The following is a 14,506-nucleotide window of genomic DNA, read 5'->3' as shown; positions in this document are numbered from 1 at the left end:
AAATGCTTTTTTTATGAGTGATAATATTTTGTTTAATTTATTTAACATTTTATTAAACATTTTTAGTCAATCAATGCTATACCTTTGTAATAAATCTAAAAAACATATTATGAAACTAGCGTTTAAACTTACATCTCTTGTATTAGTAACATTTTTATCTTTCTCTTGTATATCATCAAAAAAGGAAGAAACAAAAGTAGCTGAAGTAGAGGTTGAAACTAAAAAAGAAGTTGTAGAACAGAAAGAAACAATTGTAACAATTGCTGCGTCTAATGATAACTTTACAACTTTAGTAGCTGCTGTAAAAGCTGCTGATTTAGTTGCCACTTTAAATAGTGATGGACCTTTTACAGTTTTTGCACCTGTAAATGGAGCATTTGATAAATTACCAGAAGGAACTGTAGCTACTTTATTGAAGCCAGAAAACAAAGACATGTTAACTTCAATTTTAACTTACCATGTAATTGCAGGTAAATTTATGGCAGCTGATGTTATTAAAGCAATTAATGATAATGATGGTAAATTTATGATTAAAACAGTTCAAGGTGGAATGATTACTGCATCTTTAAATGATGGAAAAGTAATTTTAACTGATGAAAAAGGAGGTACTTCTACAGTAGTTATGACTGATGTTGATGCATCTAATGGAGTTATTCATGCAATTGACTCAGTAGTAATGCCTAAATAAGTTTAACTTATAACAATCATTACAAATTTTAATATATTGTTTATGTATTTTAACATTTCATTAGACAAAATATGATTATCTTTGTTAAGTATTGTTTTGGTAAAACATATATAAAATACTTCTCGTATTAATTCGTATCTCATACGAAATATTGATAAAGGAAGTTTTTTGGTTGATTGATTGAAACCGCTACTTTTAGTAGCGGTTTTTATTTGTTATAGCTCAGAGGTGCTATCTTGGAGTCGCTTTGTAATAATATTGATTATTCTTCTATTGTATTCAGAAGCATTAATAAGATAAGTATGATACTCCTCTTTTGTGAAGTGTCCTAAAATACTACCTAGCAATAGTTTCTTAAAACCAATATCTTTCTGCAGATTATTTTTAATTGTGCTTTTCTTTTTTTCAATTTTAATTGCACTAAAATCTATCTTTCTTTTTAATAAGTTTTGTTTGTAGAATGCAACTATTAAATTGTGTTGCATTTTTATAATAGGCCTAATTACTGAATTTTGAAATTCTTCTATTGGTGTAATATTAGGTTTTAATAATCCAGGTAATTCTGGTCTTTCTTTAGCCATTATCTCTTAAGTTATCTAATTCTTGCTGATAATCATATTGCAAATCTTCGTGTAATTTTAAAATTGCATTACTTACCATTTTTATTTGTGTCTGAAAAATGTTTTGTAATCGGTTGCTTCTTTTAAAATAAGGATTATAATTCTTTAAATTCTTACAGAAATGAAGTAAAATTTCTGCTTCTGTATCTTTCTTTTTAGAAAACCTGATTAGCTTTTTAGATGATGTTAGAATCTTTCGAATTTTCTTTCTCACATAATAAGCATTCTTCGTGTCTATTTCAGCAAACTGAGTGTCAATAAAATTTTTACAATTTACAATGTATTGATCTTCATCATGAGCTTCAAACAACAAATAGGTTAGCAATTCTTTATTTTCAACTTTAAATCTTGCCAATTGTAAACATAAATCTTTTAGCTCTTGGTCAGATTTATGAGACAATTCGTCTTTAAGTTGTTTTATTGTACTTGCCTTCATTAAGAAAGAAAATCTAGTACATTTTTTTCTATTCTATCTAAAACATTCTCTGTTTGTGCCTTAACAAATTGCTCTCCAGTAATTTGTTCAAACAACTCTATATATCTATTAGAAATTTCAATAATTTTCTCATCAGACATCTCTGGAATCGTTTGACCTTCTTTACCTTGAAAACCATTTTCTATTAACCACTGACGCACAAATTCTTTAGAAAGTTGTTTTTGAGCTTCATTCTTGTTTTGTCTTTCTTGATAGCCATCTGCATAAAAATAACGAGATGAATCTGGAGTATGAATTTCGTCAATTAAAACAATATTACCTTCTTTGGTTTTACCAAATTCGTATTTAGTATCAACTAGAATTAGGCCTCTTTTAGCAGCAATTTCAGAACCTCTTTTAAATAATTTTCTGGTGTAATCTTCTAAAATTAGGTAGTCTTCTTCAGAAACAATTCCGTTTGCTAAAATTGCTTCTCTAGAAATATCTTCATCATGTTCTCCATTATCTGCTTTTGTAGATGGCGTTATTATTGGCGTTGGAAATTTATCATTCTCTTTTAAATTCTCTGCCATTTCTACTCCACACAAGGTGCGTTTGCCTGCTTTATATTCACGAGCTGCATGACCAGATAAATAACCTCTAATAACCATTTCTACTTTAAATGGTTCACATAAATGACCAACAGCTACATTCTCATCTGGGTTTGCAATTAACCAATTAGGAACAATGTCTGATGTATCATTCATCATTTTAGTTGCTATTTGATTTAAGATTTGCCCTTTAAAAGGAATTTGCCTTGGTAAAATAACATCAAAAGCAGAAAGTCTATCTGTGGCAATCATCACCAAAAGGTTATTATTGATATTATAAACTTCTCTTACTTTACCTTTATATATTGATTTTTGACCTGGAAACTCGAAGTTAGTTTCGTTAATTGTGTTCATAGAGTGTTGTTATTTCTACAAAAATAAGTTTAATTTTTAGGATATCATTTTCTTAATAAAGAAAAATTACCATGTAATACTTCTCCTGTTTCTGTAACAACTTTAAACCAATAATCTGAAGATTGAATTTCTTTTCCATTTTCTTTACCATCCCAAAAACCTGTAGTGCTGCTTAAAGATTTAATAAGCCTACCAAATCTGGAATAAATATGAATTGTATATTTAACGTCTGGAAAATCTTTTAATCTCCAAAAGTCATTCTCACCATCATTATTAGGTGTAAAAAATGATGGGTAGGTTCTTACAAAAACTTCTTCACTATAAAACTCACAACCATCTATACCTCTTACGTAAACGGTTTGTAAACCTCCATCAACATCATTAAAAACAGGGTCTAGCTGATAATTTAAACCATCTAAAGAATATTCATATGCTCTTTTAGAAAAAACAAAAACTTCTATTGAATTATTAGTAGATGAAAAATCATTTACTTGAATTCTAACGTTATTTAATTCAGAATTTCTTACAACCTCTACATTTACAGTTGATGTTGCTCTACCACAAACACCATTATCAATGGTATAAGAATAAACACCAGAAGCATTTTGACTAGGATTAAAAATTCCATCAGGTAGAGATGGACTCCAAATACCTCCTTCATCTGGTTCTCCTTCTAAATAATCGAATAAGTTTACAGTATCTGCAAATTCACAAATCTGTAACTCTCCATTAGCACCACTATTTGGTTCTACTGATTTTACAAGAGAAACTGTGGCCTGTAATGTACCACAATCTCTATCTATAAGTACGTAATTATATTCAGATTCTAAATCGAGATTTTTGTTATAAATATTAGTACCACTTGCCAATTCAGGAGACCAAAATCCATTTGGAGTAGGATTACCTTTTAAAGCTCTAAATAAATCAATCTCTACTAAATCATCGCAAATTACAACTTCTGTATTAACACCAGGGTTTAAATCTGATGAGAATATAACTTTTACTTCTGCACTTAAATCTCCACATATTGGATCTGAATGTGTATATGTGTAGATACCTTCTGCATCTTCTAATACATTGAAAACTCCTGAACCTGAGTTTAAAGCTGGTGACCAAGTTCCTCCTGGATCTGGAGTTCCCAACAGCACATCAAATAAATCTATATTATTAGAATTCTTACAGAGTTCTATTATATTATTCTTACCTGGATTAGGAATGTTCAGTTCTTGAAAATCGTATAAACTATTGCTATTTCTATCTGCAGGATCTGTATAGCCTGTAATTTCATTAATGATTAGACCATTAAAATCAACTTCATCTGGTAAATCACCTAAAACTCCATCATCATTTGGGTCTTCGAAACCAGATTCTAATACATCAAAACAACCATCATTATCACTATCTAAATCCATTGAATCTGGATAACCATCGTTATCTGTATCTCTAGTTCCATTACCTTCTAAAGTATCTAAAATACCATCATTATCATCATCTAAATCTACCACATTTGCAATGGTATCATCATCAAAATCAATATCACAGATAAGAATTACTGCAATTGCAGAGATACAATCGCCTATATTATCTTGAATGATTAATGAGCCTGTAATTTCTCCATTATTGATAATATTACAAAGCCAAGAACAATCACTCAATAGTGGGTTATTCTGAACTTCTACATTACCTTCTACTTTCTCAAATTGACCAAAACCAATTACTGAACTTAATAGTCTGTTATTACTAACAATGAACCAATCTTCTAAAAAATATTGTTCACCAACTCTTTTTAAAGAATTATAACCTTCTATATTTCTTACGCTTGTATTTTCTATTCTAAAAGCAGCACCAACTGTTTCCAACAAAGGAAAATTGGGCACCTCTTCTACTCCTTCACCTCGAATATCGAAAAAACGATCTATGGTTCTAAGTTGTTCAAATCCTCTAATAATTTTTACATTTTCGATATTTAAATCATTTCCAATAGATACTAATTTTTCGAAACCAATTGCTTCCTCTAAAACAGGGTTTAAGGTTAGGTTTAAGTCTTCTCCAATAGTTTCTACTTTATTAAAAGAAGGCATACTTGTAAGCACAGGGTTTTTACTAATATTTAGTTCACCACCAATTAGTTGCAAATTCTCAAACCCAGTAATGGTTTGAATTCCTGGACTGTTACCAATTTCTAAGCTTTCGAAAACACGATTTAATTTACTAAAACCACCAACTTCTGTTAAAATAGGGTTTAGAGCAATAGTTACACTTTTTGCATTTACTAAATTATTAAAGCCACTAATTTTTGTAAGAGAATTGGAACTTGTAATTACAAAATGACCATTTACATCTGTAAGGTTATTAAAACCATCTAGTTCTGCAATATCTACAGAAATACGAAAATCGCCATTAATTACTTTTAAGAAATACAGTCCTGTAATATCAGTTATCGGTGTTGGATCTTCACCTGTATCTGCAGTGCCAACTAATCCTTGAACAATATCTATATTACCCTCAATTCTTTGACAGCCACTATAAGCAGCAACAAAAGCATCTACCTTTTCTTGAGAAGAAAGAAAATGATCTTGACCTGCAGGTGGACACTGTGCATAAGCAAGTGTAGAAAATAAAAGCAAAAAGAATGCTAATAACCTCATACAAAATTAACTAATAGTAAAAATAAACTATCTCTGAATTGAATCAAAAATTATACCGTTAAAAAATAAGAGTCGATTTTAGTGATTCTTCCTTACTTCTTATCTCTAAGATAAATAAAAAGATCTAAACAAATTTCATGAAGATTAAAACTCTACTTTATTCTGTTTCTATACTTTTGTAAGCTTTTATAATACGTTTTACAAGTCTGTGTCTTACTACATCTTTATCGTCTAAATATACATGTGCAATACCATCTATATCTTTTAAGGCTAACAACGATTCTTTTAAACCAGAAACTTGTTTTCTAGGTAAATCTATTTGACCTGGATCTCCTGTAATAATAAATTTAGCACTCTTACCCATTCTTGTTAAAAACATTTTCATTTGGCTATGAGTTGTATTTTGAGCTTCATCTAAAATTACAAAAGCATTATCTAAGGTTCTACCTCTCATAAATGCTAAAGGTGCTATTTGAATGATTCCTTTTTCTAAATGAGACTCTAGTTTTTCATGAGGAATCATATCTCTTAATCCATCATATAAAGGTTGCATGTATGGATCTAATTTCTCTTTTAAATCTCCAGGTAAAAAGCCTAAATTTTCTCCAGACTCAACTGCTGGCCTTGTTAAAATAATTCTACGCACCTCCTTCTCTTTCAAAGCCTTAACAGCTAAAGCAACTGCTGTATACGTTTTTCCTGTACCTGCAGGACCTACTGCAAATAGCATGTCATTTTTTTCCATCAACGAAACCATTTTACGTTGATTTTGTGTTTGGGCTTTTATCAATTTACCATTTACACCATGCACTAAAACATCTTTACTATTTTTAGCTGCAGTTGTTTTTTCTTCATTTCCTGTAGACGTTAAAATACGTTCTATACTATTTTCATCTAACTTATTATATCTGTTAAAATACTTTACCAATCGTTCAAAACGAATTTCGAATTCATCTAAAATATCTGATTCTCCATATATTTTTAATTTTGCGCCTCTTGCAACAATTTTAATTTTTGGAAAATATCTTTTTAATTGTTCTACTGTACTATTTTGTGTTCCAAAAAAATCTTTAGGATCTATTTCTGTTAACTCTATAATGCGTTCGTTCAAATGATTAGATTTATTAGTGTGTTAGTAAGAATTATTAAACTAAATGTAGTAATTAAAAGTACTAAATTCATTAGATTTGCGTTAAGTAATTAACAACTTTTACACATTTAATTAACACCTATAATTAATGTCTTTTATAACATTAACAACAGATTTTGGAACTAAAGACCACTTTGTAGGTGCTGTAAAAGGAGCAATTTATACAGAATTAGCTGAGGCTAGAATTGTAGATATTACTCATGAAATTTCTCCTTTTAATATTACTGAAACTGCCTATATTTTAAAAAACTCGTATAAGAGTTTTCCTGAAGGAACCATACATATTGTTGGTGTTGATTCTGAGTTAAGTGCAGATAACAAACACATAGCTATTGAATTAGACAATCATTACTTTGTTTGTCCAGATAATGGAATTATTTCGATGATAGCTTCAGAAATTCAGCCTACCAAAATTGTAGAAATCAATATTCATGATCGTATTGAAAGTAGTTTTCCTGTATTAGATGTTTTTGTAAAAGTGGCTTGTTTTATTGCTAGAGGTGGTAATTTAACAGTAATTGGTAGAGAAATTAAAGAGTACAAGAAGTTAATTGAAATTCAACCAAAAGTAAATCAGGCCCAAACACAAATTATTGGAGGGGTTTTATATATTGACAATTATGGAAATGTAATTACCAATATTAGTAAGAAAATGTTTAATGATGTTGGTAAAGGAAGAGCCTTTAAGATTAACGCTTCTAGGTATTCTTTCGATAAAATATATAGCAGGTATAATGAAATTACTGGCAATAATTCCAATAATTCTAGCCAATTTGATGGTAATAAATTAACCATTTTTAATTCAGCAGGATTTTTAGAAATTGCAATTTATAAAAGCAACCTAAATACTGTTGGAGGTGCTTGCACATTATTAGGGTTAGCCTATAGAGACCCAATAATTATTGAGTTCTTTACAGAATCTAAACCAGAATTCACACCATTAACTTAACTATGTTTGTACGAATTGTAAAAATGAGTTTGCACTCTAAATATATTGCTGAATTTCAAGCAATGTTCGAAGAAAAGAAACTGAAGATAAGAGCTTCTGAAGGATGTGAGTTATTAGAGTTGTATCAAGATAAAAACAATCCAGAAGTCTTTTTTACATATTCTTATTGGAAAGACGAAAGTGATTTAGAACGTTATAGAAATTCAGATTTTTTTAAAGCAACTTGGCAACAAACTAAGGGATATTTTAACGATAAACCTGAAGCCTGGAGTGTTAATAAAATGGTAAGTCTTACTTAGAATTAAATTCAATGTAAATGAATTATAATTTTCTAGAAATACCAACATTACATACAGAAAGACTAGTTATTAGAGAAGCAAATTTAAAAGATATAAAATCCGTTTTTGAATTACGTTCTAGCCAAGAAATTAATAAATTTGTAGGCACAAAAAGAATAGAAAGCACCAAAGAAGCAAAAAATTTTATTGAAACATGTAAAGCGCTTTTTCAAGTAAAAAAAAGAATATTTTGGCTTATTGAATTTAATCAGAAAGTTATTGGCAGTGTAGTTTTTCACAACATTAATTTGGATTTAAATTATACTGAAATTGGTTACAAACTAAAGCCTGAATATCATCAGCAAGGTTTAATGACAGAAGTTTTAGAAATAGTAATAGCATTCGCAGAAAAATCAATGAAATTAAAAACACTTGAAGCATTTACACATAAAAATAATTTAGCTTCAATAGCGTTATTAGAGAAGCTAAACTTTGTATTTCAACCAGAAAGAAGATGTAAAACTTACGATTTTAATCGTATTTATAAATTAGATATCAATTAATGTACCCAATTCTAAAGAAGGAATTTACTTCATTTTTTGCAAGCCCAATTGCGTATTTAGTAATTGGAGTTTTCTTGTTAATCAATGGTTTATTCTTGTTCATTTTTAATGATGACTTTAATATTTTAAATGCTGGTTTTGCAGATGTAACTCCGTTTTTTTATTTAGCTCCTTGGGTATTTTTATTTCTAATACCTGCAATTACAATGAAAAGTTTTGCAGATGAATATAATACTGGAACAATAGAGCTTTTAAAAACCAACCCTGTTTCTAATTGGCAAATTATATTTGGTAAATTTTTAGCATCTCTTTTATTAATTATTATAGCAATTATACCAACCTTTATATATGTCTATACAGTTTATCAATTAGGGAATCCTTTAGGTAATATTGATTTTGGAAGTACCATTGGCTCTTATTTAGGCTTGCTGTTTTTAGCATCTACTTATACAGCTGTTGGTTTGTTTACATCAACATTATCTAAAAATCAAATTGTTGCTTTTATCTTAAGTGTATTTATCACTTTTATTCTTTTCTATGGTTTTGATGCTATTGCATCATCTTTTAATAGCAACAGTTTTGCAATTCAACAATTGGGCATTAACGAACATTTTAAAAGTATATCTAGAGGAGTTATTGACACTAGAGATATTGTTTACTTTTTAAGTATTACATTTTTCTTTTTATTCATTACTAAAACACGTTTAGAAAATGAATAAGAACATAAAATATATAGCTGTTTTATTCCTTGGTTTAATCATTTTAAATGTGGCAAATCAATCTTTTTATAAAAGATTCGATTTAACAGCGGATAAAAGATATACACTTTCAGAAACCACAAAAGCAATCTTATCAGAGGTAAAAGAACCACTTTTTATCACTGTTTATTTAGAAGGCGATTTTCCATCAGAATTTAAAAGATTACAGATAGAAACCAGACAGTTTTTAGAAGAATTGGCTGCAGAAAATAGTCAGATTAAAATTCATTTCGAAAATCCTGATTATCAAAGAGAAACCTTAATTAAAAAAGGCATGATGCCTAGTCAACTTACTGTAGAAGAAGATGGTAAATTATCTGAAGCAATTATTTTTCCTTGGGCAGAACTTAATTTTGACAATAAAACTAAGGTTGTTTCACTTTTACCAACAGTCATTGTTGCTAGCCAAGAAGAGCAACTGCAAAAAGCCATTGAAAATTTAGAATACAGTTTTTTATCTGCTACAAATAGCATATTAAAAGAAAAACAAAAAAATGTAGTGCTGCTTACAGGAAATGGACAATTGCAAGACATTTATCAATATAGTTTTTTGAGTGAAGTTTCTAAAAAATACAGATTAACAAAGTTTCCTTTAGATTCTGTGGCTTCAAACCCTCAGCAAACTTTACAAGATTTAATTTCTATAGATTTAGCTATAATTACAAAACCAACACAAAAATTTACAGAAGCAGAAAAATTCACATTAGACCAATACATTACAAATGGTGGTAAAACTCTTTGGATGTTAGATAATGTACAAGCAGATCAAGACAGCTTGTTAGCCACAGGTAAAATGTTGGCTTACCCAAGAGATTTAAATTTAACAGATTTATTATTTTCTTATGGAGTAAGAATAAATTCAACTTTAGTTAAAGATTTATATGCTGCACAAATTGCATTGGCTACTGGAAATGTTGGCAACCAAACTCAGTATCAAAATTTAGATTGGTTTTATCATCCTTTAGTTTCAGGCAATCCTTATCATCCTATAACTAAAAACGTAGGTAATGTGCGTTTGCAATTTGCAAATCAAATAGACACTTTAAAAAATGATATTAAAAAAATACCACTTTTAGTAAGTTCTCCATTAACCAGAAAAGTGGGTACACCATCAATAATTGAATTACAATCTATTGCTGAAGAACCTAAGGAAGAAGATTATGCAGCAGGTAATCAATTATTTGCAGTTTTATTAGAGGGTAATTTTAAATCAGCCTATAAAAATAGAGTAAAACCCTTTAAAACCAATCTATTTCAAGGGTCTACTGCTAACAATAAAATGATTGTAATTTCTGATGGTGATATTGCAAAAAATCAAATTTTAAAAGGGCAACCTACAGATTTATCTAGAGATAAATGGACAAATCAAGAATTTGGAAATAAAGACTTCTTAATGAATGCTGTAGATTATTTATTAGACGATTCTGGCTTAATCAATCTAAGAAATAAAACCTTAAAAATAAATACTTTAGATAAGCAAAAAGCCTATAAAGAAAGAACTTATTGGCAATTCTTAAACATAGTTTTACCTTTGGTAATTTTAGCTGTTTTTGGTGTAGTGTTTAACTATTTACGTAAAAGGAAATACGCTTAGATGGCTAATAAATCATTATGAATAAATTCATAATTTAAGGTTTCTTGTATTTTTTTTGAAGAGATAATTTTCCACTCGTAATTTTCATTATTTTCGAATGCTGGCACTTCAAAACCTTTACTCAATTTCGCCAACGTATAAAATTCTCTTCTTGTTGGATGATGATCTGCACAAGCATTAAAAATCTGATTCCAGACATTTTGATGAATGATTTCGTGAATAATTTCAATACAATCTTCTCTGTGAATCATGTTTACAAATCCTTTTGGTTGAGGAATTTTTCTACCTCCTTTAAACCAGTTTGATGGATGCCTATCACCACCAAATAAACCTGCAAAACGAATGATGGTAGTTTCAAAGAAATCACTTTGCAAAAACAAACTCTCTATCTCTGTTAATGGTGTTTCCAAAGTTTCATCTTCTTCTGTCATTACTCTGTTATGTCTGCCATAAACAGAAGTTGAGCTGATAAAAATCACTTTTTGAATTGATGAATTATTGATCTGAGAAATTAAATTTTCAAAACCATCAATATCTTTAGAAGTAATGGCTACTATTAAAATATCTGATGCTAAAAACAAATCGAACTCTTCATTTTCTGATATATTCATCAAATGAGCCTCTATATTTAGTTGCTCTAAACCATCTATTTTATCTTCTGAAGTTGTAGAACCTTTTACAGAAAAACCATCTTCTAAAAAAGAAACAGCTAAAGGTTTACCCAACCAGCCACATCCTAAAATACTTATATTTCTCATTGATATTAAATCTATTATCTGCAAAGATACAATGCTCTTTTAAGGTTTTGTTAACATTAAGCGTTTTTTGAAATCGTAATTTTGAAAGCATAAAAACAATTCAAATTTATTATGAGAAAAATTATATTGACTTTATTTGTAGCTGCTATGACAATGGCTATAAATGCGCAAATTGAAACTCCTGCTCCAAGTCCATTTCAGAAAACTGAGCAAAAAGTAGGCTTAACAGACGTTACTGTTGAGTATTCTAGACCAAGTATGAAAGGAAGAAAAATATTTGGAGGCTTAGAAGATTATGGAAAAGTTTGGAGAACTGGTGCCAATGCTAATACCAAACTAACTTTTTCTACAGACTTTATGGTTGATGGAAATATGGTTAAAAAAGGAACTTATGCTTTATATACAATTCCTGGTGAAAACTCTTGGGATGTAATGTTATATTCTGATGCTACAAATTGGGGAAATCCTGCAAAATGGGATGAAAGCAAAGTAGCTGTTAAAGTAAGAGTTACTCCTATTGAAATGCCTATGAATATAGAAACATTCACCATTACTTTTGATGATTTAACTAATAATTCTGCGGTTTTAGGAATTATGTGGGAAAACGTTTATGTACCTTTTAAGTTTGAGGTTCCTACAGATAAGATGGTTTCTAATAGCATTGCAAAAATAATGGCTGGGCCTTCTGCAAACGATATGTACGCAGCTGCTGTATATTATTTACAATCAGATAAAGATATTAATCAAGCTCAAGAATGGATTGATAAAGCTGTAGAAATGACATCAGCAAAACCTCGTTTTTGGTATTTACGTCAGCAATCATTAATTCATGCTAAAGCTGGTAAAACGAAAAGCGCAATTGCTGCTGCAAAAATGTCTTTAAAGTATGCTGAAGAAGCAGGGAATGCTGGTTATGTAAAAATGAATAAAGCTTCTTTAAAAGAATGGGGAGCAATGTAATTTTACAACACCTATAAAATAGAAAAATCTCAAGTTTTACTTGAGATTTTTTTTGCTTTTATTCAAATGCTTTCTTGTAATTTGTAAGCAGAGCTTTAATCTTATCATCTTCAAAAACAGTTGGATACAGTTCGTTTAAAATGGTATGATACTCATAATCTATTTGTAAACCCAAAATTAAATGGTTAAATCCATAATTTTTTTTATTCAAAATAAAAAACAATCCAGCCAATCTGTATTCAATTTCAGCAAAGTTTTTATAGATTTTCTGTGCTTTAAATAAAGTAGCAAGAGCATCATTAAAGTCTCCTAAAAAAGACTGAACATCTACTAAAGAAACATAAATTTCAATAGCATCATCTCTTAATTCTAAACATTTTTGAAAACCAACAACTGCTTCTTCAAAAAAGTTCATTTTTATTTTTATCTCAGAATACCTTCTCCAATACAGGGTATTATTCTCATCAATCTTTAAAGCTTTTGCTATATAATAAGAAGCTTTCTCAAAATTACCCTCATTAAAATATAAATTGGTTAATAAAATCCAACCTCTATCTAAAAGAGGGTCTTCGTGAACTGCTTTTTTATAATAAGAAATAGCAGCTTCATATTTATTTAACCTTTCATAGCACTCACCTATTCTAACATATGCAAATGCTGTAGGATCATCTAATTCTAACGTAATTAAGTAGTTATCTATAGCTTCTTGATACTCACCTAATTCTTCTAAAGTTTTTGCTTTTTCTAAGTAGCCACCAATAAATGATTCATCAATTAAAACTGCATAGTCAAATGCTCTTAACGCTTCTTTAAATTGATCTAAAACAAAATGTTGTCTACCCAATTGATGCCAAGCAACCTCACAATAAGGATTTACATCTATATAACTTTTTAAATATTTTATGGCTTGCTCATGCTCTTTTTCCATATCAAAGCAATACACAATATTGTACAAAGCAGAATAATCTTCAAAATCTACATCAATACATTTTGCAAAATTTAATCTTGCATTCTCAAAATCGTCTAAATACAGATATTCCATACCCATTAAAGACCAAACATCTACTTTATCTTCTGTATGTAAAAGTGCTTTATTTAAATTGATAATAGCCTCTGCATGTTTACCAGATTTTGAATTGATAGTGGCTTTCTGAATAAAAACCTCATCATTATTAGGTTCTAGCAACTCAATTTTTCTTAAAAGAAGGGTAGCATTTTCTAAATCATTATCAAAAATGAATAATTCTACTTGAAGTAATTTTAAATCTACAGATTCTGGGTGCTGCTCTAGGCCTAACTTAACTGCTTTTTTGGCTAAAGAATGCTTACCTGCATCTAAATAATGAATGATAATCTCCTCAAATTCAACCAAATCAAAGAAATAAATATTGTTGGTTTTGAGCATCGATTCAAATTTTACTAAAGACATAGCTATGAGATTTGAATTATTACTTAAATGTACTATAACTCTTTCATTGCAATTAAAAATGTAAGTATTGTTTTCAACAATTTAATTAACAAATTCAATATTGCATTTACATACTATAAATTTTGCACATACATTTATTTACGTTAATTTTGATTTTCAATAACTATCAACTAAAATTTGATAGCCTTCTTATGAGCAAAAAAACGCTACTTAACTCAAAAGATATTGAAATTATTCTGCATAGATTGGCCTGTCAGCTAATTGAAAACCATAACGATTTTTCTAATACAGTTTTAATTGGTTTACAACCAAGAGGCTCTTATTTAGCAAACAGATTAACTAGTTTGTTGCAAACTGATTACAATATTAAAAATCTAGAATCTGGTTTATTAGATATCACTTTTTATAGAGATGATTTTAGAAGAAGAGACGAACCTTTAGCAGCAACATCTACAGAAATTAACTTTTTAATTGAAGATAAAAAAGTGGTTATTATAGATGATGTATTGTATTCAGGTAGAAGTGTACGTTCTGCCTTAACAGCATTACAATCTTATGGAAGGCCAAAAAACATAGAACTTTTAGTACTTATAGATAGAAGATTTAGCAGACACTTACCTATACAACCAAATTATAGAGGTAGACAAGTAGATGCTATTAATGAGGAAAAAGTTTTAGTTACTTGGAAAGAAACACACAAAAAAGACGCAGTTTATATAGAACAAAGGTAA

Annotated in this window: 15 protein-coding genes; 8 read left to right on the top strand and 7 right to left on the bottom strand. The window is 29.3% G+C overall.

Going from position 1 to position 14,506, the window contains the following annotated elements; genetic code table 11:
- Positions 1-109 precede the first annotated feature (109 nt).
- Positions 110-688, top strand: a complete 579-nt coding sequence (locus tag LPB302_RS13720; RefSeq protein ID WP_053973022.1) for a fasciclin domain-containing protein — start codon at positions 110-112, stop codon at positions 686-688.
- Between the two features lie 215 nt (positions 689-903).
- Here the strand turns inward: LPB302_RS13720 and LPB302_RS13715 are convergent, their stop codons facing one another.
- The 5 genes from LPB302_RS13715 to LPB302_RS13695 form a co-directional block, all read right to left on the bottom strand.
- Positions 904-1,269 (bottom strand): hypothetical protein, encoded by a 366-nt coding sequence (locus tag LPB302_RS13715; protein WP_053973023.1) that lies wholly within the window; start codon positions 1,267-1,269, stop codon positions 904-906.
- A complete protein-coding gene (locus tag LPB302_RS13710; protein WP_053973024.1) occupies positions 1,262-1,744 on the bottom strand; it encodes a hypothetical protein in 483 nt (160 codons plus the stop codon). Before LPB302_RS13710 ends, LPB302_RS13715 begins: the two co-directional genes overlap by 8 nt.
- On the bottom strand, positions 1,744-2,688 hold the full coding sequence (locus tag LPB302_RS13705) for a phosphoribosylaminoimidazolesuccinocarboxamide synthase (protein ID WP_053973025.1): 945 nt from the start codon (positions 2,686-2,688) through the stop codon (positions 1,744-1,746). Before LPB302_RS13705 ends, LPB302_RS13710 begins: the two co-directional genes overlap by 1 nt.
- A gap of 44 nt (positions 2,689-2,732) precedes the next feature.
- The gene (locus LPB302_RS13700; protein WP_053973026.1) at positions 2,733-5,336 is read right to left on the bottom strand and encodes a T9SS type B sorting domain-containing protein; all 2,604 of its coding nucleotides are present in this window, start codon (positions 5,334-5,336) and stop codon (positions 2,733-2,735) included.
- A 157-nt stretch (positions 5,337-5,493) separates the two neighbouring features.
- Entirely contained in the window at positions 5,494-6,447 is a 954-nt protein-coding gene (locus tag LPB302_RS13695) for a PhoH family protein (RefSeq protein ID WP_053973027.1), read from the bottom strand.
- Positions 6,448-6,574: 127 nt separating this feature from the next.
- Here LPB302_RS13695 and LPB302_RS13690 point away from each other — a divergent pair, with 127 nt between their 5' ends.
- From LPB302_RS13690 to gldG, 5 genes are read left to right on the top strand one after another with little or no spacing between them, the layout of a single operon-like run.
- Positions 6,575-7,435 carry an SAM hydrolase/SAM-dependent halogenase family protein gene (locus LPB302_RS13690; RefSeq protein WP_053973028.1) on the top strand — a complete coding sequence of 287 codons (861 nt, stop codon included), beginning with the start codon at positions 6,575-6,577 and terminating at the stop codon, positions 7,433-7,435.
- A 2-nt stretch (positions 7,436-7,437) separates the two neighbouring features.
- Positions 7,438-7,734: a putative quinol monooxygenase gene (locus LPB302_RS13685; protein ID WP_074613536.1), complete on the top strand. Its 297-nt coding sequence runs from the start codon at positions 7,438-7,440 to the stop codon at positions 7,732-7,734.
- Positions 7,735-7,751: 17 nt separating this feature from the next.
- Positions 7,752-8,276 (top strand): GNAT family N-acetyltransferase, encoded by a 525-nt coding sequence (locus LPB302_RS13680; RefSeq protein ID WP_053973030.1) that lies wholly within the window; start codon positions 7,752-7,754, stop codon positions 8,274-8,276.
- Positions 8,276-8,995, top strand: coding sequence for a gliding motility-associated ABC transporter permease subunit GldF (gene gldF / locus LPB302_RS13675; RefSeq protein WP_053973031.1), 720 nt, complete (start codon positions 8,276-8,278; stop codon positions 8,993-8,995). The genes LPB302_RS13680 and gldF overlap by 1 nt, the downstream gene beginning before the upstream one ends.
- Positions 8,988-10,628, top strand: coding sequence for a gliding motility-associated ABC transporter substrate-binding protein GldG (gldG, locus tag LPB302_RS13670; RefSeq protein ID WP_053973032.1), 1,641 nt, complete (start codon positions 8,988-8,990; stop codon positions 10,626-10,628). The genes gldF and gldG overlap by 8 nt, the downstream gene beginning before the upstream one ends.
- Here the strand turns inward: gldG and LPB302_RS13665 are convergent.
- A complete protein-coding gene (locus LPB302_RS13665) occupies positions 10,625-11,386 on the bottom strand; it encodes a Rossmann-fold NAD(P)-binding domain-containing protein (RefSeq protein ID WP_053973033.1) in 762 nt (253 codons plus the stop codon). The two genes, gldG and LPB302_RS13665, sit on opposite strands and share 4 nt — an antisense overlap.
- 111 nt (positions 11,387-11,497) lie before the next feature.
- Here LPB302_RS13665 and LPB302_RS13660 point away from each other — a divergent pair, with 111 nt between their 5' ends.
- Positions 11,498-12,346, top strand: coding sequence for a DUF2911 domain-containing protein (locus LPB302_RS13660; protein WP_053973034.1), 849 nt, complete (start codon positions 11,498-11,500; stop codon positions 12,344-12,346).
- 58 nt (positions 12,347-12,404) lie between these two features.
- On the opposite strand, the gene LPB302_RS13655 is transcribed toward LPB302_RS13660, so the two are convergent.
- Positions 12,405-13,775 carry a tetratricopeptide repeat protein gene (locus tag LPB302_RS13655; protein WP_053973035.1) on the bottom strand — a complete coding sequence of 457 codons (1,371 nt, stop codon included), beginning with the start codon at positions 13,773-13,775 and terminating at the stop codon, positions 12,405-12,407.
- A gap of 191 nt (positions 13,776-13,966) precedes the next feature.
- Here LPB302_RS13655 and pyrR point away from each other — a divergent pair, with 191 nt between their 5' ends.
- Positions 13,967-14,506, top strand: coding sequence for a bifunctional pyr operon transcriptional regulator/uracil phosphoribosyltransferase PyrR (gene pyrR, locus LPB302_RS13650; RefSeq protein ID WP_015482341.1), 540 nt, complete (start codon positions 13,967-13,969; stop codon positions 14,504-14,506).

Source organism: Polaribacter dokdonensis (genome assembly GCF_024362345.1).
GTDB classification, from domain to species: domain Bacteria; phylum Bacteroidota; class Bacteroidia; order Flavobacteriales; family Flavobacteriaceae; genus Polaribacter; species Polaribacter dokdonensis.
Note: the sequence above shows the minus strand (reverse complement) of the source record. Positions and strands in the feature narration are given on the sequence as shown.